The 19,632-nt window shown below is 58.7% G+C and carries 17 protein-coding genes, 1 tRNA gene and 3 pseudogenes; 14 read left to right on the top strand and 7 right to left on the bottom strand.

The window, feature by feature from the left end:
- Positions 1-151 precede the first annotated feature (151 nt).
- The gene (gene hpnR, locus JCM25143_RS05355) at positions 152-1,693 is read left to right on the top strand and encodes a hopanoid C-3 methylase HpnR (RefSeq protein WP_025860287.1); all 1,542 of its coding nucleotides are present in this window, start codon (positions 152-154) and stop codon (positions 1,691-1,693) included.
- Between the two features lie 33 nt (positions 1,694-1,726).
- On the opposite strand, the gene JCM25143_RS05360 is transcribed toward hpnR, so the two are convergent.
- Complete coding sequence (locus tag JCM25143_RS05360) at positions 1,727-2,377, bottom strand: hypothetical protein (RefSeq protein WP_025860288.1); 651 nt, start codon at positions 2,375-2,377, stop codon at positions 1,727-1,729.
- A 138-nt stretch (positions 2,378-2,515) separates the two neighbouring features.
- Between JCM25143_RS05360 and JCM25143_RS05365 the strand changes: the two genes are divergently transcribed.
- Together JCM25143_RS05365 and JCM25143_RS05370 are read left to right on the top strand one after the other, a co-directional pair.
- Positions 2,516-2,728, top strand: coding sequence for a heavy-metal-associated domain-containing protein (locus JCM25143_RS05365; RefSeq protein ID WP_025860289.1), 213 nt, complete (start codon positions 2,516-2,518; stop codon positions 2,726-2,728).
- Between the two features lie 147 nt (positions 2,729-2,875).
- Complete coding sequence (locus tag JCM25143_RS05370; protein ID WP_025860290.1) at positions 2,876-3,172, top strand: hypothetical protein; 297 nt, start codon at positions 2,876-2,878, stop codon at positions 3,170-3,172.
- Positions 3,173-3,222: 50 nt separating this feature from the next.
- Here JCM25143_RS05370 and JCM25143_RS05375 read toward each other — a convergent pair whose 3' ends face one another.
- Positions 3,223-3,786 carry an HNH endonuclease gene (locus JCM25143_RS05375; protein WP_025860291.1) on the bottom strand — a complete coding sequence of 188 codons (564 nt, stop codon included), beginning with the start codon at positions 3,784-3,786 and terminating at the stop codon, positions 3,223-3,225.
- 194 nt (positions 3,787-3,980) lie between these two features.
- Here JCM25143_RS05375 and gluQRS point away from each other — a divergent pair, with 194 nt between their 5' ends.
- From gluQRS to JCM25143_RS05395, 4 genes are all read left to right on the top strand, one after another.
- Complete coding sequence (gluQRS, locus tag JCM25143_RS05380) at positions 3,981-4,943, top strand: tRNA glutamyl-Q(34) synthetase GluQRS (RefSeq protein WP_025860292.1); 963 nt, start codon at positions 3,981-3,983, stop codon at positions 4,941-4,943.
- Between the two features lie 197 nt (positions 4,944-5,140).
- A complete protein-coding gene (locus tag JCM25143_RS05385; RefSeq protein WP_025860293.1) occupies positions 5,141-6,343 on the top strand; it encodes a pyridoxal phosphate-dependent aminotransferase in 1,203 nt (400 codons plus the stop codon).
- A gap of 4 nt (positions 6,344-6,347) precedes the next feature.
- Positions 6,348-7,553, top strand: a complete 1,206-nt coding sequence (locus JCM25143_RS05390) for a pyridoxal phosphate-dependent aminotransferase (protein WP_025860294.1) — start codon at positions 6,348-6,350, stop codon at positions 7,551-7,553.
- A 14-nt stretch (positions 7,554-7,567) separates the two neighbouring features.
- On the top strand, positions 7,568-8,485 hold the full coding sequence (locus JCM25143_RS05395; RefSeq protein WP_051542957.1) for a DMT family transporter: 918 nt from the start codon (positions 7,568-7,570) through the stop codon (positions 8,483-8,485).
- A 47-nt stretch (positions 8,486-8,532) separates the two neighbouring features.
- Here JCM25143_RS05395 and JCM25143_RS05400 read toward each other — a convergent pair whose 3' ends face one another.
- From JCM25143_RS05400 to JCM25143_RS17125, 3 genes are all read right to left on the bottom strand, one after another.
- A complete protein-coding gene (locus JCM25143_RS05400; RefSeq protein WP_234394993.1) occupies positions 8,533-9,426 on the bottom strand; it encodes a GGDEF domain-containing protein in 894 nt (297 codons plus the stop codon).
- A gap of 437 nt (positions 9,427-9,863) precedes the next feature.
- On the bottom strand, positions 9,864-10,025 hold the full coding sequence (locus JCM25143_RS23535; RefSeq protein ID WP_234394994.1) for a hypothetical protein: 162 nt from the start codon (positions 10,023-10,025) through the stop codon (positions 9,864-9,866).
- A 20-nt stretch (positions 10,026-10,045) separates the two neighbouring features.
- Positions 10,046-10,903, bottom strand: a complete 858-nt coding sequence (locus tag JCM25143_RS17125) for an ABC transporter substrate-binding protein (protein WP_234394995.1) — start codon at positions 10,901-10,903, stop codon at positions 10,046-10,048.
- Positions 10,904-11,020: 117 nt separating this feature from the next.
- Between JCM25143_RS17125 and JCM25143_RS05410 the strand changes: the two genes are divergently transcribed.
- A tRNA-Asn gene (locus JCM25143_RS05410) sits at positions 11,021-11,096 on the top strand.
- Between the two features lie 25 nt (positions 11,097-11,121).
- Here JCM25143_RS05410 and JCM25143_RS17130 read toward each other — a convergent pair.
- Both JCM25143_RS17130 and panC read right to left on the bottom strand, forming a co-directional pair.
- A pseudogene (locus JCM25143_RS17130) lies at positions 11,122-11,483 on the bottom strand (RidA family protein).
- A 50-nt stretch (positions 11,484-11,533) separates the two neighbouring features.
- Positions 11,534-12,381, bottom strand: a pseudogene (gene panC / locus JCM25143_RS17135) (pantoate--beta-alanine ligase).
- A gap of 101 nt (positions 12,382-12,482) precedes the next feature.
- Between panC and JCM25143_RS21905 the strand changes: the two are divergent.
- The 6 genes and pseudogenes from JCM25143_RS21905 (at position 12,483) to JCM25143_RS05440 (ending at position 19,570) form a co-directional block, all read left to right on the top strand.
- Positions 12,483-12,662: a hypothetical protein gene (locus JCM25143_RS21905; protein WP_148300019.1), complete on the top strand. Its 180-nt coding sequence runs from the start codon at positions 12,483-12,485 to the stop codon at positions 12,660-12,662.
- Positions 12,611-15,606: pseudogene (gene dnaE / locus JCM25143_RS17140) on the top strand (DNA polymerase III subunit alpha); the annotation flags it as partial. The gene JCM25143_RS21905 and the pseudogene dnaE, both read left to right, overlap by 52 nt.
- Before the next feature lie 6 nt (positions 15,607-15,612).
- The gene (locus JCM25143_RS23540) at positions 15,613-16,029 is read left to right on the top strand and encodes a hypothetical protein (protein ID WP_234394997.1); all 417 of its coding nucleotides are present in this window, start codon (positions 15,613-15,615) and stop codon (positions 16,027-16,029) included.
- 3 nt (positions 16,030-16,032) lie between these two features.
- On the top strand, positions 16,033-17,406 hold the full coding sequence (locus JCM25143_RS05430) for an anthranilate synthase component I family protein (protein ID WP_025860297.1): 1,374 nt from the start codon (positions 16,033-16,035) through the stop codon (positions 17,404-17,406).
- Entirely contained in the window at positions 17,403-18,224 is an 822-nt protein-coding gene (locus tag JCM25143_RS05435; protein WP_025860298.1) for an aminotransferase class IV, read from the top strand. The genes JCM25143_RS05430 and JCM25143_RS05435 overlap by 4 nt, the downstream gene beginning before the upstream one ends.
- Positions 18,225-18,448: 224 nt before the next feature.
- Positions 18,449-19,570 (top strand): Rieske 2Fe-2S domain-containing protein, encoded by a 1,122-nt coding sequence (locus JCM25143_RS05440; protein ID WP_025860299.1) that lies wholly within the window; start codon positions 18,449-18,451, stop codon positions 19,568-19,570.
- The last annotated feature ends 62 nt before the right edge of the window (positions 19,571-19,632 follow it).

Here is a 19,632-nt window from a genome sequence, read left to right on the forward strand (position 1 = left end):
TAGCCGGTCGCACACGCATGGGTGGTGCCTGCCTGACAGGCACGACAAGCCGGACAGATCGTTTCTATACTACCGGATACGGAAAAAACTTTGGCCTGACATCGGGCAGCCCTGACTGCGCGCCATTGTCAGACCGGCAGAGAGGGATGTCATGAAACTTCTGGCCGTTCATCCGAGCGCACTCATGTACACACGGGTTTTCCTCAGGCTGGAGCCTCTGGGGCTGGAACTGGTGGCGGGCGCGGCCCGCGCGGCGGGTCACGATGTGCGCATTATCGACCTGCAGGTGGAAACGCATGATGATTTCTGGAAGATTATGGATGACTTCCAGCCTGATGCGGTCTGCTACTCGGGTAATTATCTGGCCAATGTGCCTGAAATTCTCGATCTGTGCCGGGCGGTCCATTACCGTAATCCGTCCACGGTGCAGATCATAGGCGGGCATTCCGTCTCGTTTATTGCCAAGGATGTGCTCGACCTTGCCGAAGGAACAGTGACCTGTATCCTCAAGGGCGAGGGAGATGCCACCATCGGGCTGCTGCTCAACGCCATGCGTGACGGGCAGGATCTTATGGAGGTGCCGGGGGTTGTCACGATCAAAGGCGAAGGCCCGCCGCCGGTTTTTGTCAAATCGCTGGATGATGTCCGCCCCGCGCGCGATCTGCTCAGGCACCGCAACAAGTATTTCATCGGCACGCTGGACCCCGCTGCGTCTATTGAGTTTGCGCGTGGCTGTCCGTGGGACTGTACGTTCTGTTCCGCCTGGACGTTCTATGGGCGCTCCTACCGCACGGCCAGCCCGCAGGTGATTGCGGATGAACTGGAAGAGATCAAGGAGCCGGGTATCTTTATCGTTGATGATGTGGCCTTCGTGCATGAAGAGCACGGCATGGCCATTGCCAACGAGATCAAGAAGCGCGGTATCAAAAAGGAATACTACCTTGAAACCCGCGCCGATGTGCTGCTGCGCAACAAGGAGGTGTTCAAGGTCTGGAGCGAGATTGGCCTTTCCTACATCTTTATCGGGCTGGAAGCGGTGGATGAGGAAGGACTGAAACAGTTCCGCAAACGTGTATCGCTCGACAAGAATTTCGAAGCGCTCGAATATGCCCGCTCTCTGGGGCTGATTGTCGCAATCAACATTATTGCTGATCCCTCATGGGACAAAAAACGCTTTGAAACCGTGCGCCAGTGGTGTCTTGAAATTCCCGATATCGTCAATATTTCCGTAACCACGCCCTATCCGGGCACGGAAATCTGGCACAAGGAAGCGCGCCGTCTGACCACGCGCGATTACCGCCTGTTCGATATCCAGCATGCCGTGTTGCCCACAACCCTGCCGTTGCCTGAGTTTTACGAAGAACTGGTCAAGACCCAGCAGGTGCTCAACACCAAGCATATGGGTTGGGAAGCGCTGAAAGATACGGCGGGTATAGCCGTGCGCCTGTTGCGGCAGGGGCAGACGAATTTTGTAAAGATGCTGTGGAAGTTCAATTCCGTTTTCAACCCGGCCCTGCAGCTTGCGGATCACCAGCGCCCGGCGCGTTACCTTATGCCGATCCAGCCCGATGCGGTGGACAATATTTCCCGCTCCGACCTGTATGTGCATGGGCCGGGCGGGCGCAAAACCCGCGCGCTGGATGATGCTACCGAAAAATTTGTCGATACCACGCGCATGGGTGAGGAGGTCTGATTTCAGGCAGGTCTGGCCTGCTTATCCGGTATTTCAGCCCAGAAAAGGCCACAGGCTCTGGGCTGTATAGGTTTCAGCTACCAGACTGAACGGCCTGCCTGCCTGTGTGCGTAACAGTGCCGTATGGCGGAACAGATGCGCAGGCAGGGCAATTCCGCTGGGGGGGGAGGCGGGCAGATTTTCCTGTGGGGCGGTTTGCCTGTCCGTTCCAGCCCGCAGGGTTTGAAGCTGCGCGCGAGACAGGGTTTCCTGTGGCAGGGGCCACCACAGGCTTTCGCGCGCAAGGGTCTGGCGGAAAAAACCGAGCGCATGCACAGCGCGGCCAAAGGGTATGTCGGTTGTGTCCAGTGCCTGCTGCATGTCCGTATCTAGCAGGTCGGGTCTGTACCAATTTTCAGCCTCGGACAGGACAAGCGGCCCGCAGGTCATGCGGATTTTGCGGTAGTGCAGCGGGGCCTCGCCCAGCAGGGGGGCGAAGGCCGCCGGGCAGGGCGTAGCCGGTTCATGCGTTCTTTCCACCAGCAGGGGGGCGGCTATGCGCTCAGGGGCCAGCGCTATCCACTCTTCCAGCGCACGGGTTGCACTGGGGGACGCCAGCAGGGCGTTTTCAAGCCGGGCGATCAGGGTGGACAGATAAAGCCTGTCAGTCAGGGTATCGGGCAGGGTGGGCGGTGGCTGGGTCATTGGTGGAGCATACCATGTCCGCATCCGGTGCGCAGGGGGCGTTCCCTGTTTCCTGCCGGAGGGAAATTGGGCTATGGTAAGGATACGAATGACCTAAATGGTTATACTTCGTTTATTTTTAGAAGGGAAATGGGTGCAATGAGTTCCAGCACGACAAGTTTCATGGTTGATGGCATGACCTGCGACGGGTGCGTGTCCGCCGTGAAGCGCGCTCTTGCCGCCATTGAAGGTGTTGAGTCCACGGATGTGAATCTGGCCACCAGTGAAGTCACGGTTACCTATGATCCGGCGCGGGCTGGCATTTCCTCCCTGCGCAACGCCATTCGTGGCGCGGGTTACGAGGTAGGCTGAAAACGCCGCCGTGCCATGCGCTGGCGTGGCATGGTGCAAGCCTCCTGTGGCTGGCGGTAAGCGGGTGGACATGCCACCATAAGCAGCAACCGGCCACGCTGTGGGGTAGACGGGATATAGGGCATAACAGGGCGGACAAGGGCCACAATGCGTAAGACGACAACACTGGGCCTGAGCGTTCTGGCCGTGGGCGGTATTCTGCTGGGCGGCTGTTCGTCCGAAATCGGGCGTCTGCCCTCTGATACCGATGTATCCTGCCTGCGTAAGCAGATGGCCCCGCCGATGTTTCTCAGCTTTCCTCTGGCGGCCAATACCTGCCAGCGCCTGACCAACCATGGTTTTGTGCTGGGTGAGAAAGACGCCAAGCTTATTCCCCTTAACCTGAAAGGGGCGCCCGACCTGCAAAAGCTCGCGCAGGAACACGGCTACAGCTATACGCCCTGACTGCCAGCTCGGGCCTAAGCCTGCGCTCAAGGGTTTTGTTGCGCGGGCGATCAGCTATCCAGTTCGGTATCCCAGTAGAGATAGTCGCACCAGCTTTTATGCAGGTAGTTAGGCGGAAAGGCGCGGCCGTTTTCCTGTAGCTCCCATGAGGTAGGGCGGGCCGGAGGGCGGCGCGGAATCATGCCGATTTTCTGGGGCATGTGCGGGCCTTTGCGCAGGTTGCAGCAACCGCAGGCCGTCACTACGTTTTCCCAGCTTGTGCGCCCACCCTTGCAGCGTGGAATAACGTGGTCGAATGTCAGTTCCTGAGTAGGGTAGCGTTCGCCACAATACTGGCAGGAAAAATTGTCGCGTAAAAAGACATTAAACCGCGTAAAGGCCGGTTTGCGCGCTGCGGGAATAAAGTCTTTCAGGGCGATGACACTGGGCAGGCGGAATGTCTGCCGGGGCGAGCGTACTTCCACATCGTATTCGTTCAGAACCGAAACACGGTCGAGGCATACAGCCTTTATGGCATCCTGCCAGGACCATAAGGAAAGTGGAAAGTAGGAGAGAGGCCTAAAATCGGCATTGAGGACAAGGGCCGGAAAATTCAGAGTACTGCCATCCGCCAAGACGCGTCTCCCTATCATGCTCGGGAACGCCGCCAGAGATGGGCCGTAAAACTCGGGGAACGGCCATTCAGGCAATGCGTCGTCGAGATAATTACTACACGCAGTATTGCAGAGCTTCGGGTGTGTGGCAAGAAAGCGTAAAGAAACCGACGGGGTATATAGGCTGTGTACTGGTGTTTTTCGGTATAAAAACCATGAATTTTCCATTACATTACAATGGTGTTACGCCTGATACGCCCTCTGCGGGCTGGCGCACGCGGTTCGCACCCAGCCCCACCGGATTTTTGCATCTGGGCCATGTGGCCGCGGCCCTGTTCGGCTGGCGATATGCCCGTGCTGGCGGCCTGTGGCTGGTCAGACTGGAGGACATAGACCCCCAGCGGTGCAGGCCTGAATTTTCAACCGCCCTGCTGGAAGATCTGGCGTGGTTAGGCCTGCATTCCGGTGCGCCGGTGCTGCGTCAGTCCGAGCGCATGGCGGAGTATGGGCAAACGCTGGCGCATTTGCAGGCGCTGGGTGTGCTGTATCCGTGTTTTTGCACACGGTCTGATATCCAGCGTGAGCGCGCTGGCATGCTGTCCGCCCCCCATGCAGCTCCGGATGGCAGCGTGGTTTATCCCGGCACCTGTCGGCACCTGTCAGCCGCGGAGCGCCTGAAGCGTATCGAGGCCGGGCACCCTTACGTGCTGCGGCTTGATATGGCGCGGGCGCTGGAACAGGTGCGACAGCATGGTGGGGCTGAATGGCCCCTGAGCTATCATGACCTCGAACGCGGCAGTGTGACCTGCACCCCGGAACTGTTTGGCGATGTGGTGCTGGCGCGGCGCGATGTTCCGGCATCTTATCACCTGTGTGTCTGCCATGATGACGCCGCACAGGGGATTACGCTGGTTACGCGCGGGGAGGACCTGCGCCCGGCAACTGACCTGCACCGGCTGTTACAAGTGCTGATGGGCTGGCCAGCTCCTGCCTATTGCTTCCACCCCCTGCTGTGCGATGCACAGGGCCACCGGCTGGCCAAACGCGCAGGCGCGCGCTCCATTCGTGCCATGCGTGAGGAGGGGCTGAGCCCCGAGGCGGTGAGGACCCTTGCCAGTATGGCAGATATGCCGCCAGCCAGTGCGAAGGAAAGCAGAGTGGGGCCGGGAGCATGGTAAAAGGGGCGTTGCCGAAAAGGGCTGTGGTAAAATCAGTGCGTGTAGTCGAAAAAAGCGCCTGCGGGCTGAAATCGTATATTCCGCGCGCCCGCGAACATGATTAGTGTGCCGCAGTCATAACAGACCGCAGGGATAACCGGGAGCGTGGATGCTCCACCCCGCGGGCCTGAGGTAAACGTGTTGGAAAGTAGGAAGCCATGAGCATTGTCGCTGACCGCATGACCAGGATCAGCCCGAGCCAGACCATCGTTATTTCAACACGTGCCCGCGCGTTGAAAGCCGAGGGCCGCGACATTATCAGCCTGTCGGCGGGCGAGCCAGACTTCCGTACGCCCCAGAATATTGCCAGCGCGGCTATCACCGCGATCGAGGCCGGGCAGACACGCTATACCGATGTGGCAGGCACGCCCGAACTGCGCCGTGCTGTTGCCGAGCGGTTCAGGCTCGATAGCGGGCTGGATTACAAGCCTGAGGAAATTATCGTGTCCACCGGCGGCAAGCAGGTGATCTACAATGCCATGATGGCGACCCTCAACCCGGGGGACGAAGCCATTATTCCCGCGCCGTGCTGGGTGTCCTATCCCGATATCGTCACGCTGGCCGAAGGGGTGCCCGTTATCGTGCCCTGCCGCCGTGAAAACGGTTTCCGCCTGACGGCCGAGGAGCTTGAGGCCGCCATTACGCCGCGCACCAAGTGGTTTTTCCTCAACTCTCCCTGCAACCCCACGGGTGTGGCCTATTCGGCTGAAGACCTGCGGCCGCTCTGTGACGTGCTGCTGCGCCACCCGCATGTGTGGGTCTTTACCGACGATATTTACGCCAAGCTGGTTTATGACGGCTTCCGCCCCGCCACCTTCGTGGAGGTGGAGCCCCGCCTGCGTGAGCGCACGGTCACCATGAATGGCGTATCCAAGGCCTATGCCATGACAGGCTGGCGCATTGGTTTTTCGGGTGCGCCTGTGGCCGTTACCAAGGCCATGAACACCCTGCAGGGACAGTCCACCTCCAACCCGTGCTCCATCGCGCAGGCGGCAGCACTCGAAGCCCTGACCGGCCCGCAGGACTTTATTGGCGAGATGGTGTCGGTCTATCAGGCGCGGCGCGATCTGGTGGTGTCCATGCTCAATCAGGCGCAGGGCATGCAGTGCGATACACCGCAGGGTGCGTTCTATGTGTTCCCCAATATTGAGGACTGTCTGGGCAAGACCTCGCCCGGTGGCCGCCTGATGACCACGGATGAAGATTTTGTGGGGGCCCTGCTGGAAGAGGAAGGCGTGGCCGCCGTGCATGGTTCGGCCTTCATGTATCCGGGGTATCTGCGTATTTCCTACGCAACGGATACGGAAAGCCTGCGTGAAGCTTGCACGCGTATCCAGCGTTTCTGCGCGGGTGTGAACTAGGCGCATGGCGCGGGTTTTTGCTGACCGCCTCAAGGGCCTGCCTGCCCCCGCGACCATAGAAATGGCCGCCCGTGCCCGCGCGCTGCGGGCCGAGGGCGCACCGGTCATTTCTCTGGCGCTGGGCGAGCCGGATTTTGCAACGCCTCCAGCCGTTGTGCAGGCCGCGCATGAAGCAGCCCTTGCCGGGCAGACCAAATACCCGCCAGTGGATGGCACGCCCGCCCTCAAGGCTGCGGTAGCGCGCAAGTTTGCCCGCGATAACGGGCTGGATTACGCGCTATCGGACATCATGGTGTCCAACGGGGGCAAGCAGGTCATTTTCAACGCGTTCATGGCCACGCTCAATCCGGGGGATGAGGTGGTGGTGCCCGCGCCATACTGGGTCAGCTACCCGCTTATTGCCCGTATGTTCGGGGCGAAGCCGGTATTCGTGCCCTGTCGGGAGGAAGACGGATTTCGCCTCCGGGCCGATGCGCTGGCCGCGGCTATGACACCGCGTACACGCTGGCTGGTGCTGAACTTCCCCTCCAATCCGACCGGGGCCGTGTGCACGGTGGAGGATCTCGAGGCTATTGCGGAAGTGCTGCGCGCCTATCCCGATACATGGATTCTGTCAGACGAAATTTACGAACACCTAGTGTTTGACGGCGCGCATGCACCCTCGATCGCAGCAGTTGCGCCCGACCTGAAAGACCGCACCGTTACGCTCAACGGTGTGTCCAAGGCCTATGCCATGACAGGCTGGCGCGTGGGGTTTGCAGGTGGGCCGACAGACCTTATCGCGGCCATGCGCGGCGTGCAGGGCAATGCGACATCAGGTGTCTGCACCATTGCGCAGGCGGCGGCGGCGGCGGCGCTGGATGGCCCGGCTGATCTGGTTTCGGCCATGGTGGAGGTTTATGGCCGCAGGCGGCGCATGGTGGTGGAAGCCCTGCAGGCTGTGCCGGGGCTGACCTGCGCCCTGCCAGCCGGGGCTTTTTATGCTTATCCCGGTGTGGCGGGGTGTCTGGGTCGCCGCACGGCGGGCGGAAGACTGCTGGAGAGTGATCTCGATTTTGCTCAGGCTCTGCTGGAAGAGGAATATGTGGCCACGGTGCCGGGCAGCGCATTCGGGGCTTCGCCCTATCTGCGGTTGTCTTGCGCGACCTCTGACGAGGCACTGGCCGAGGCCTGCGCGCGGATCAGCCGGTTTGTCAGTGGCTTATGCTGAACGATGCATCGGTAATGGCAGAGGCCAGCGCGGGGGCTGACACGCCGCGTTCTGGCTCTTTTCTGCCTGAACTGGTTCTGGTTATTACTGCGGCTTTATGGGGGGCCACCTTTCTGGTGGTTCAGCGCGCGGAGCAGCATACAGGCACGCTGTTTTTTGTTGCTGCGCGGTTTATGACAGCCGGCGCGCTTACCTGCCTGCTTTTTGCCCGGATCATGCGAGGCCTCAACCGGGCGGAATGCGTAGCGGGTGGTGTGATCGGCGTGGTTATGTTTGGCGCCTATACCTTGCAGACATGGGGGTTGCGCAGCATTTCCAGCAGTCAGTCTGCCTTTATTACCGGTATGTATGTGCCGGTCGTGCCGTTTGTGCAGTGGCTGTTCAGCGGGCGTGCGCCGCGTCTTGCCGGGTGGTTGGGTATAGGCTGCGCATTTTGTGGTCTGGTGCTGCTGACAGGGTGGCGGCAGATTGTCAGCCTGCAATTGGGCGCTGGCGAAGTTGGTACGTTGATAGCAGCGGTCATGATCGCGCTTGAAATTGTTCTGGTTGGGTATTTTGCCCGCCCCGGTCTGGATAGTTTCCGTATGACCGTGGTGCAGCTTCTGGTGGTGGGGGTGCTTGCACTCTGCGGTATGCCGCTGGCTCATGAGGCTGCGCCTGCATTTTCATGGGGCTGGGCTTTGCCTGTTCTGGGGCTGGGCGGTTTAAGTGCCGCGATTTATACGGCCATGAATTGGGCACAGCAGACGGTTTCTCCCACCCGGGCAACGGTTATTTATGCGGGTGAGCCTGTCTGGGCCGGGCTTGTGGGCTGGCTGGCTGGCGAGGCGCTACCAGCGCGTGCTCTGGCCGGTGCCGGGCTGGTTGTGCTGGGTGTTCTGGTGAGTGAAATGCGGCTGGGCAAGAAAGCGGCTGACAAAAACCCCGGTTAGGTTTTTGTTACACGATCCGGCTGACCGGGCGTGGATGGCTACCTGTTTTAGTCCTCTGTAGCGCTGCTGCTATAAAAACATACGCCATTCAGACGTTGTTTTTTCATTTTATAAAGACTGACATCTGCAAGGTTCATAAGTATTTTTTGCGTTGTGCCATTTTCCGGGAATAGGGAAATGCCTATGCAGCACCCGACCTTGAGCAGGTCATTCCCTATGCGATTGCCTTCAACAACAGTGTTGTAGATTTTATCTGCAATGGCTTCGATTTCAGACAGATTCTGATAATGCGCCAGAACAATAAATTCATCGCCACCGAGGCGGCCGAGGAAATGATTTGTGTTCTTGAAAGCCGCTTTAAGCTTGCCACCAATGAGTGTGAGAATTTCATCTCCAATCAGGTGGCCGTAATTATCATTGATATCTTTAAAGTTATTAAGATCAATGATCATACAGGCAAATTGTCTGCCTGTTTGGGTGCTTTTTGAAAGTATATTTTTGAAGTGGTCATTCAGCGCGTTTCTGTTGGATAGGCTTGTCAGATTATCGGTATAGGCAATTTTCTTTAGATAGGATATCTGCTCGCGGTTTTTGTAATAATCCGTTAAATAACCAACAATAGATGACCAGAGAATAATAAATGATAAAATCAAAAAAACAGTATTTGCATTCATTTCCGCCTTAAAGGGGCGGGCAATGGCGTGGTGAATGAGAAAATATTTATCAGAAATGTGATAAATGCAAATAAATATACCGATAGTTGCGCCGGCTATATAATTTGAAAAATGAAAACCAAAATCTATAATCTTTAAAGCGAAATAAAACCCGCAAACAAGGAAGGCGTAAGATAGAATGGAATGAGGGATATTGAAATTTTCGCTGGAAAGGCCAAAAATTTTAACGAGCACAACATGGTGTATAATCCATACACTGGTTGCCATAAAACAGGGTATGCTGGCCTTTATAATTTTACTAGCGGGCGTGGAGGTATGATTGCTCCGCTCGTGTAAAGCTCCCAGCAAAGCCAGACAGGCGGAGATAAAAGATATTATTTCCAGACTGAGTATGTTTTTGAATTTTAAAAAAAATTCCATACAATACCTTATACTTTCCCAGTGCTCCTGATTTTAGGCCGTAGAGCCTATATACATCATAATTTCAGGGCGGGGTTAGGGTTCTGTGAAACTTTTCTCCACCGCAGTTGTTTTGCGGTATGCATGAGAGATTGCCCGTAACCTACCGAGGGTCACAAGATTGCATTGGGCAGGATAACTCACAGGTGAAGAGTAATGGTTTGATGTGCAGGTAGGAAACCCTGTTTGCGTCTTGGTGCTGATGGCCGGGCAGGGAGTGTGTTCTTTCGGGGGGCATGGCGTGATCAGGCGTGCAGCACGTTGCGGGTGAAATTGTGTGCGAGTGCGGCGGAATCCTCAAGATCAGGCATAAGGCCGATCAGTTGTAGTTCATCGCAATACTGGGCGATCTGGTCGCGAAAGGCGCTGCCCGTAACCGGGCGTATGAGTGGCTCGCTATGAAGCATGGCCCGGGCACTATCGCTGCTCAGGGCCGGGGTATCGTCAGCAATAAGTGTGGCGGCTTCATCGCGGTGGGTATCGGCCAGTGGGCGGCATCCATCAGGGCTAGCACCAGTGCGGTGGCGGCTGCCGGGTCTTCGGCCAGTGCTGCGTCACTCACGCCCATTACAAGGCTGGTGCGTTCGGCATAATGGCCGGTATTGCTGCCAACCAGTTCGGTAAACAGGTCCGGGTGGTCGTGCAGGAGCTGCCAGGCATAAGGGTCATGTGCGGCCACGGCTTCGATCTTCTGTGCCTGTGCGGCCTCGCTGATCTGCCCGAAAGGCATGTCCTGCCATGTAATCCGGTTCATGGCGTCCAGCCCCTTGCGGCGCATCATCACCGCAAAAAACAGCTTGTCCGCCGCATTGCGGTCGGGAATGGCTACTGTGCGGCCCATGAGTTGATCAAGCCGGGTAATGCCGCTGCTGCGGCGTACCAGCAGGCGGAAGTTGCCGGGCTGCACACCCAGAACCAGCCGGGCAGGCATGGCCTTGTTAAGATACTGGATCCAGATCAGGGCCGAGGCCACGGCGTAATCAAACGCTTTATTCTGCATGGCGTCGAGCGTCTCATGGCCGTTGGCGCTGGAAGAAACAACCTCGATATCGAGGTTGTAATGAGCAAAAAAGCCTTTCTGCTGCGCCGCCGCAAAAACCGGGCAGTGTTCCGCCCCGGCCCAGCCCAGACGTAGCTTGCGGTAAGTTCCATCCGGTTGCAGGCGTGGGTGTCTGTGGCGAAATTGCGGGGCAAGCAACAGACCCGCGGCTGTGGCGGTTGTGGCAATTGCTGCTCCGCCAAGCAGGGCACGACGCGAGACGGAAGAAAGACCTTGGTTACTCATTCTCCCTGCTTACTACGAGTTAGGCGGCTGTCGGCGGCGAAGTCAAAAAAATGCAAAAAAAACATCAGTAAGGGGGTTTACGCGTACCAAAAGGGCGGCTATACGATGCCTCGCTGATCCCGAATAGCTCAGTTGGTAGAGCAAGCGACTGTTAATCGCTGGGTCGTAGGTTCGAGTCCTACTTCGGGAGCCAGCCTTAATATTTCCCAAAAAATCTATTACGGTAGAGCGGCAATACCTGTCAGTTCCACCTTCCAGCGTGGGTCGGCCAGCTTGGCTTCAACCGTTGCGCGGGCGGGTTTGTTCATGGGGTCCAGCCAGAGGTCCCATGCGCGGTTCATGCCGTCCATATCGGCCATGTCAGCCAGAAAAATCTGTACGGAAATCAGGCGGCTTTTGTCCGTTCCGGCTTCGGCCAGTAGCGCATCTACCTGTTGCAGAATGTCGGTCATCTGTCCCTGCGCATCAAGCTGGAATCATCTGCTACCTGTCCAGCCAGATAGATCAGGCCGTTATGAATGACCGCACCGCTCAGGCGCTCTTCCGGGGCTAGGCGGGTTAGTGGGGTAGGGCTGGTCATGGAGGTTTTTCCTTTATGTTTGGTTTGCTGATGGTGTCTCGCGGGACGGTTTACGCGGATACCAGCACAGGCATGTTGTCGATCAGCCTGACATCGCCAAGGGTTGCGGCTACAAACAGGCGGGCACCGGCTCAGCCTGCGTGACGGGTTGCAGCGTTTGTTGCGCGCGCAGTTCCAGATAATGCACCGTAAAGCCCCCGGCCTGTAGGGTTGCTGTGCAATCTGCCAGAGCCGCGGTGCTCGGCTGGCCTGCCTGCATGGCTGCAAGGGCGGTGTTGAGGGCTGCGGGTAGCAGGGCAGCCTGTTGGCGTAGGGCAGGGCTAAGCCTGCGATTGCGTGAGGACAGGGCCAGCCCATCGGCCTCGCGCACGGTGGCAACGGGCAGAATATCCACCGGCATATCCATATCGCTCACCAGCCTGCGGATGATGCAGAGTTGCTGGTAGTCTTTTTCGCCAAAAGCCGCGACCTGTGCACCAGTCTGGTTGAACAGTTTGCTGACAACCGTGGCCACGCCATCAAAATGGCCGGGGCGGTCCCCTCCACACAGCATGGAATCCAGCCCCGAAACCATGACGTGCGAGGCAAAGCCCGGTGGATACATTTCCTGCTCGGACGGGTTGTACAACACGTCCACTTTGCCTGTGGCGGCCAGCAGGGCGGCATCGGCCTCCACCCCGCGTGGGTAGAGCTGAAAATCCTTGGGGTTGTTGAACTGGATGGGGTTGACGAAAATGGTCACGATCCGCCGGGTAACCCTGCGGTCAAGAGCTTTGACCAGCGCCAGATGTCCATCGTGCAGGGCCCCCATGGTAGGCACAACACCAATGGTTTCTCCCGCATCGCGCCATTGCCCAATAAGGGCGCGCAGGTCTTTTCTGGTCTGGACGATATGCATGAAAAATCCTGAAAACAATCACACCAAGCCGCGCGGTAGAGAGCGCGGGCGGCAGTCTAGCTCCAGCCTGCCCGCAGGGCCAGCCAGAGGGCTGAGTGGGGTTGAGTGATGTGCCGGCTCGGGTGGGGGCAATCGGCCTGTCGCTGGGGCTGCGTGCTGCGGTGCGGATAGGCCGGGTGCGCCTGTCAGACGGGTGGGAAAATACTGCCGGGTTATGCTATGCAGGGGCATGGCGCATGCAGATTTTGTTCATCTTCGGGTTCATTCCGCTTACTCGCTGAGTCAGGGGGCTATTCGTGTTCCCGATATCGCGGCCAAAGCGCAGGAAATGCGGATGCCCGCCGTGGGCATGACGGATTCAGGCAATCTTTTTGGCGCGCTGGAATTTTCGCAATACTGCGCCAAGGCCGGCGTGCAGCCCATTATTGGCTGCCAGATCGGCCTGCCCGCGCGTAACGACAAGCCGGGTGCGCCGGCAGAGCCCATTGTCCTGCTTGCGCAGAATGAGGCGGGGCTGGCTAATCTCCAGTTTCTGTCATCGTACGGTTTTCAGCATAGTGATCCGGCAGACCCCGTTGTGGGGCTGGATACCCTATGTGAAAAATCCGAAGGGTTGATTCTGCTGACAGGTGGCACGCGCGGCCCCCTGTTCCAGATGCTGGCGGAAGGGCAGAAAGAAGAGGCCGAACGCTGGCTGGAGCGACTGGCTGGGGTCTTTGGCGACAGGCTGGTCGTGGAATTGCACCGCCATGGGCTCGCCGTTGAAAAAGCGGTGGAGCCCGGTGTGCTGGGGCTGGCAAACCGTTTTGGCCTGCCGCTGGTAGCCACCAATGAATGTTTCTTCCCGGCATCTGATCTATACGAGGCGCATGATGCGCTGCTCTGCATTGCGCAGGGGCGCACCATGGCGGAGCAGGAGCGCTTTCGTGTAACGTCAGAACACTGGTTCAAACCCCCCGAGATGATGCGTGCCCTGTTCGCGGATCTGCCCGAGGCCTGTGACAACACGCTGGAAATTGCCCGGCGCTGCGCCATTAAAGTGGAAACCCGTAGTCCACTCCTGCCAATTTGCCCCAAAGTGCGTGAAGGAGCGACCGAAGACCAGACCTTGCGCGCCATGGCGCATGAAGGGCTGGAGCAGCGCTTTAGCGATATGGCGCTGGATGAGGAAACCAAGGCCCGTTATCAGGCCCGCCTGACATTCGAGCTGGATATCATCTCGAAAATGGGTTTCCCCGGTTACTTCATGATCGTTGCGGACTTTATCCAGTGGGCGAAGGCGCATGACATTCCGGTGGGGCCGGGGCGTGGGTCGGGGGCTGGTTCGCTGGCCGCATGGGCGCTGACCATTACTGATATCGACCCCATTCCCTTCAACCTGCTGTTCGAACGGTTTCTGAACCCCGAACGTGTTTCCATGCCTGACTTCGATATCGATTTCTGTCAGGACCGGCGCGACGAGGTCATAGCCTATGTGCGGGGTGAATATGGGGCCGATCGTGTAGCGCAGATCATCACGTTCGGTAAGTTGCAGGCCCGTGCGGCCGTGCGTGACGTGGGGCGTGTGCTGGGCCTGCCTTACGGTATGGTCAACCGTGTGGCCGAACTTATACCAAACAATCCTGCAAAACCCGTGACGCTGAAAGAAGCTATCGCGGGGGAACCCAAATTGCAGGAAATGCGCGACAGCATGAGGCTCTGCGCAGGCTTTTGGAAATTGCCCAGCAGCTTGAAGGGCTTTTCCGCCATGCCAGCACCCATGCCGCAGGTGTGGTGATTGGTGACCGCCCGTTGGTGGAACTGGTGCCGCTCTACCGAGACCCCAAGAGTGATATGCTGGTTACCCAGTATAACATGAAGTTTGTTGAACAGGCAGGGCTGGTCAAGTTCGACTTTCTGGGCCTGACAACTCTCACCATTCTGCGGCGCGGGGTCGATTTCATTGCCCGTATGGGGCAGAGTGTGGAGCTTGGCCGTATCCCGCTGGATGATGCCGCAACATACGACATGCTGGGCCGAGGCGATGCCGCGGGCGTGTTCCAGTTCGAAGGCGCGGGCATGCGCGACGTGCTCAAGCAGATGCGCCCCACACGGTTGGAAGACCTGATTGCCGCCGTGGCGCTGTATCGTCCCGGCCCTATGGCGAATATTCCCGATTATTGCCGGCGCAAGCATGGCGAGGCGTGGGAACCCCCGCACGAGGAAATTCGCGAGATTCTTGAAGAGACCTACGGAATCATGGTCTATCAGGAACAGGTCATGCAGATCGCCCAGAAAATGGCGGGCTACAGTCTGGGTGGCGCTGACCTGCTGCGTCGCGCCATGGGTAAGAAAATCCGTGCGGAAATGGACCAGCAGCGCGAGATTTTCACCTCCGGCGCCATTAATCGCGGAATACCCAAGGACAAGGCCGTTGAGGTGTTCGACCTCATGGCAAAATTTGCTGACTACGGCTTTAATAAATCGCATGCAGCCGCTTACGCGCTGGTGTCCTACCAGACAGCGTGGATGAAGGCTAATCATCCTGTGGCGTTTCTGGCTGCGTGCATGTCGCTGGCGCGGGAAAAAACCGAAAAACTCGCAGCCCTGCGGCAGGAAGCCGAACGCATGGGTATTGCCGTGCTTCCGCCAGACATTAATTATTCCGAAGCCGATTTTTCCGTGGAGCAGCAGCCAGATGGAACCTATGCCATCCGCTACGCGCTGGCCGCGATCAAGAAAGTAGGTTTTGGGGCCATGGAATCTCTCGTGGCCACGCGCGGCACCCAGCCTTTTGCCGATCTGGTGGATTTTGCCACACGCATAGACCCGCGCAACATCAACCGTATGCAGGTGGAAAATCTTGCAAAAGCCGGTGCATTTTCCAGTATCGATCCTAATCGCGCGCGGGTGCATGGTGCGGCGGACACTCTGTTGCGCCGCGCGCATGCACAGGCACAGGAAGCGGCTTCGGGGCAGATTGGCCTGTTTGGTGGGGGCGGGCAGAAAGAGCCCCTGCGGGTGGAAGACCGGCCAGATTGGCCCGAGTTCGAACGGCTGGCGATGGAAGCCGAGGCCGTGGGTTTTCACATGACGGCACATCCGCTGGATTCCTATGGCGCGGTTTTGCGGCGGCTGGGGGTTACGCGTATGTCGCACCTTCTGTCTGCGGCGGAAGCTGGCATGGGGCGGGTGCGGATTGCGGGGTGTGTGGTGGACCGCAAGGAGCGGCCAACCCGCACAGGCAACAAGATGGCTTGGGTGCGCCTGTCCGATGCCTCTGGCGGATGCGAAGTAACGGTGTTTTCCGAAGTGCTGACCCGTGTGCGCGAAAATCTGGTGGCGGGCGCTGCTGTTCTGGTGACGGCAGAAGTCAAGCTCGAGGGCGAGGCTCTGCGCCTGACAGCACAGGATATTATCGATCTGGAGCAGGCCGCAGCACAGGAAGAGGGGCGGATGCGCGTCTGGCTTGAGGGGGTGCACGCTCTGCCACCTTTGCAGGCCCTGCTGGATGAGCAGAAAGGGGGAGCCGGGCGTATTGTGCTCATGCCCGGTGTGGCGGAAAGCCGCGATGTCGAGGTCAGGCTGAAAGGCGGCTACAAGGTTACGCCCGTTCTGGCCCAGAAACTGCGCACCGTGCCCGGTATTTCCAAGGTGGAGCAGCTCTGATTCATGGTTTGGTTGCGTGAACTGCCCTGGCGCGAGCCGGATGCCGTTCTGGCTGCATGGGGGCATGCGCCATGGTGTGCGTTTCTCGATAGCGGTGGCGTATTGGAAGAACGTAGCCGGTGGCATTTTTTCTGCCACGCGCCACGGCATGTGCTGAGTGTTAGTGCCGGGCACGTGACTATGGACGGGCGTGATCTTGGTGCGCTGTCTCCCCATCAGGTTCTGGCTCTGTTGCGCGAACTGTGCCCGCCCTCTCAGGCGCTGGAGCAGGCGGATTCTGGTGTGCCGTTCTGTGGTGGGCTGGTGGGGTTTGCGGGCTATGGGTTTGGTCTGGCGCTCGAAGCTGTGCCCAGTATCCACCCGGCGCAGGGTGGCGTGCCGGATATGGCCGTTGCCTTGTATGATCATGCCTATGTATGGGATAGGCAGGAAAAACGCTGCTATGTCAGCGGTTTTTCGTCAGTGTCCGATATGGAGGCGGGCTGTGTCGCAGCATGGCATGCTCTGCCGGAACAGGTGGCTCCGGCTCCGGTCTGCCCGGCCTTGAGGCTTGAGGCCGACCAGTCTGAGGCCGCGTATTGTCAGGCTGTTGCGCGAGCCCGTGACCTGATTGCTGCGGGAGATATTTTTCAGGTTAACATCACCGGGCGATATACGGCCCGGCTGCCTGAAGGTGTCGCCGGGGTTGATCTGTACCGCCGCCTGCGCGTGCAGGCTCCGGCCCCTTTTGGGGCGTATCTGTCATGCGGGGCAGGATTTTCGCTGCTTTCCTGTTCACCGGAGCGGTTTCTGAGCGTCAGCGCTCAGGGCGATGTTACCTCGCGGCCGATTAAAGGCACAGCCCCGCGTGGGGTGGATGCTGCGCAGGATGAGGTGCTGGCTGGTCTGCTGGCGGCGGATGAAAAGGAATGTGCCGAAAACCTTATGATCGTCGATCTGATGCGCCATGACATAGGGCGTGTTGCGCGCATAGGGAGCATGAGGGTTAAGGATTTCTTAAAGGTTGAACGCTTTGCCCATGTGCATCATCTGGTATCAGAAGTGCGTGGCACCCTGCTGCCTGAACGTGATGCGTTCGACCTGCTGGGTGCGACCCTACCGCCGGGTTCGGTAACGGGGGCACCCAAACACAGGGCGCTGGAAATTATTGACGCGCTGGAGGCTTCCGCCCGTGGGGCCTATTGTGGAACAGTTTTTCGTATCGGGGTGGATGGCAGCATGGATAGTGCCGTCATTATCCGCAGTTTTGAGTGTGCGGGACGGGGCATGAGGATTGGCGTTGGCGGCGGTATTACCATTCTGTCCGACCCACAGAAGGAATATGAGGAAATGCGTCTGAAACTGGCTCCGTTTGCTGCGTTTGCGGAGGGCGTATGAGCCTGATGTGGCTGAACGGGGAACTGGTGGCACTCGATGCCGCGCGGATCAGCCCCATGGATCGTGGCTTTACACTGGGTGATGGCCTGTTCGAGACCATGCGCGTGCGCGCAGGCTGGGTCATGAATTTGTATGCCCATATGGCGCGCCTGGTCGAAGGTGGGCGGGTTCTGGGCCTGCCAGTGCCTGACACCGCCGCCGTGCGTCAGGCTTTGTGTGAACTGCTCGATGCGACCGATCTTGAGGAAGGCAGTATCCGCCTGACCCTGAGCCGGGGCGAAGGCCCGCGTGGGTTGCAGCCGCCTGTGAATGGCCGCCCTACACTGGCGCTGACAGCCAGCCCCGGCGCGTTTGCCCGCACAACGGTGCGTGCCATCACCAGCAAGCTTATTCGACGGGATGAAACCTCGCCCCTTTCGCGGATCAAGAGCCTGAACTACCTGCCCGGTATTCTGGCCCGGCAGGAAGCCGCCCGCGCCAGCGCGGAGGAAGCCTTGTTGCTGAACATGCAGGGCCGCGTGGCGGAAAGTACCATCAGCACGATTATTGTCGCTTCGGAAGATGGTGAACTGACAACCCCGCCTGTGAGCGAGGGCGCTCTGCCGGGGGTTGCGCGCGGGGTGCTGTTGGCACGCGGTCTAGTGCGTGAGGCCACGCTCGAGAATGAGCAGATTTTGTGGGCGCGTGGGGTCTGGCTGGTCAACACCCTTTCTTTGCGGGAAGTCACGGTGCTGGATGGGCAGGCACTGGCAACCGATCTGGCGTTGACAGAGACTCTGGCGACCTGTTTCGATACCGTGCCTGATGCATGGAGCTGATGCAGGTTTGCCCGCTTCGGGCCGTCCTGAATACTGGCGGGCAGGCTTGGCCGGGTGGCCTAAGGAGTGCACAGGTGGTCAGGCATGCAGGGACGGCGCTTGCATGACGGTACATTAGGCGGAATCGTGCCAGCCGCCGCAGGGTCGGGCGGCATATGCCACGCATGGATCGATCACACCTGTAATGCCGTGGCACCAAAGCAGTGCAACATGAGGGGGATATCATGCAGGCGGAAACAACAGCACGGCAGGACAGTGGCGCGAATGCTCCCCGGTATGACCTGCGGCAGATCGATTGCGACCCCAATTTCTGGTACCCGATCGCGTGGTCACGCAAGGTGCGGCCCGGCAAGGCTTTTGCCGCGCGTTATGCTGGCCAGCCTATTGCGCTGATTCGCCCTGAATATGGCCCCGTCTATGCGCTGGAAGATCGCTGTGCCCACCGTCAGGTGCCGCTGAGCAAGGGCGTGGTGGATGAAAAAGGCTGCGTGAAGTGCTGCTACCATGGCTGGGCGTTCAACCAGCAGGGGCATTGTGTCACCGTTCCTTATCTTAACCGTGAGGATGTGGGCCGCCCTGTCCGGACTTTTCCGTGCCGCGAAAAAAGTGGGCTGATTTTCATCTTCCCCGGAGACCCGGCACTGGCCGATAGCGTCCCGGTGCCCGATATCGCACAGGTGGGTAACCCGGAATATAAGACCCGCCAGTTCAACCCACGGCTGAAATGCCACTACACCTTCATGCATGAAAACCTGATGGATATGAACCATCAGTTCCTGCACCGCCGCCAGATGGGCTCCATTACCGCCCGCTTTTTGGGGCAGGACAAGGGCGAGAATTTTATGGAGGCGCGGTACAGCTTTGCCCGTACGGCGGGTAATCAGCCACTGGCCGAAGCCCTGATTTTCGGGCGGCATCATGATCTTGAAGGGCGTGAACAGCCGGTGGAGGAAGTGGTCTCCATCCGCACCACCTATCCGTACCAGACATTGCAGATCCACGATAAGGATGGCGATCTGATCATGGATCTGTGGGTGTGTTATGTGCCGCTGGGCGAAACCCAGCAGGTTACGCAGGCTTTCGGCCTCCTGTCGGTCAAGAAACCCAAATGGGCATTTCTGCTCGATATCGCATGGCCCGCCCTTGGCCTGTTCACGCACCGTATTTTTGAAGAAGACCGCGAAATCGTGGAGATGGAGCAGGCCGCATGGCGTGAACTGGGGGGAGACCACAATATCGAGGTCTTTCCCGTGGTGCGGAACCTGCGCACCCTACTGGCTGCGCATGGTGTGCCCAACCGCTATGCCCAGCCCTTGCCCGACAAGGTGCCTGCGGCTGCGGTCTGAGCTTTTTATCCTTGCCTGCATGGCCAAAAAACGCCATACAGGCGCCGCCCGGCCATGGCCGG

Origin of the sequence: Acetobacter papayae JCM 25143, from assembly GCF_000613285.1 — a bacterium.
Taxonomy (GTDB): Bacteria; Pseudomonadota; Alphaproteobacteria; order Acetobacterales; family Acetobacteraceae; genus Acetobacter; species Acetobacter papayae.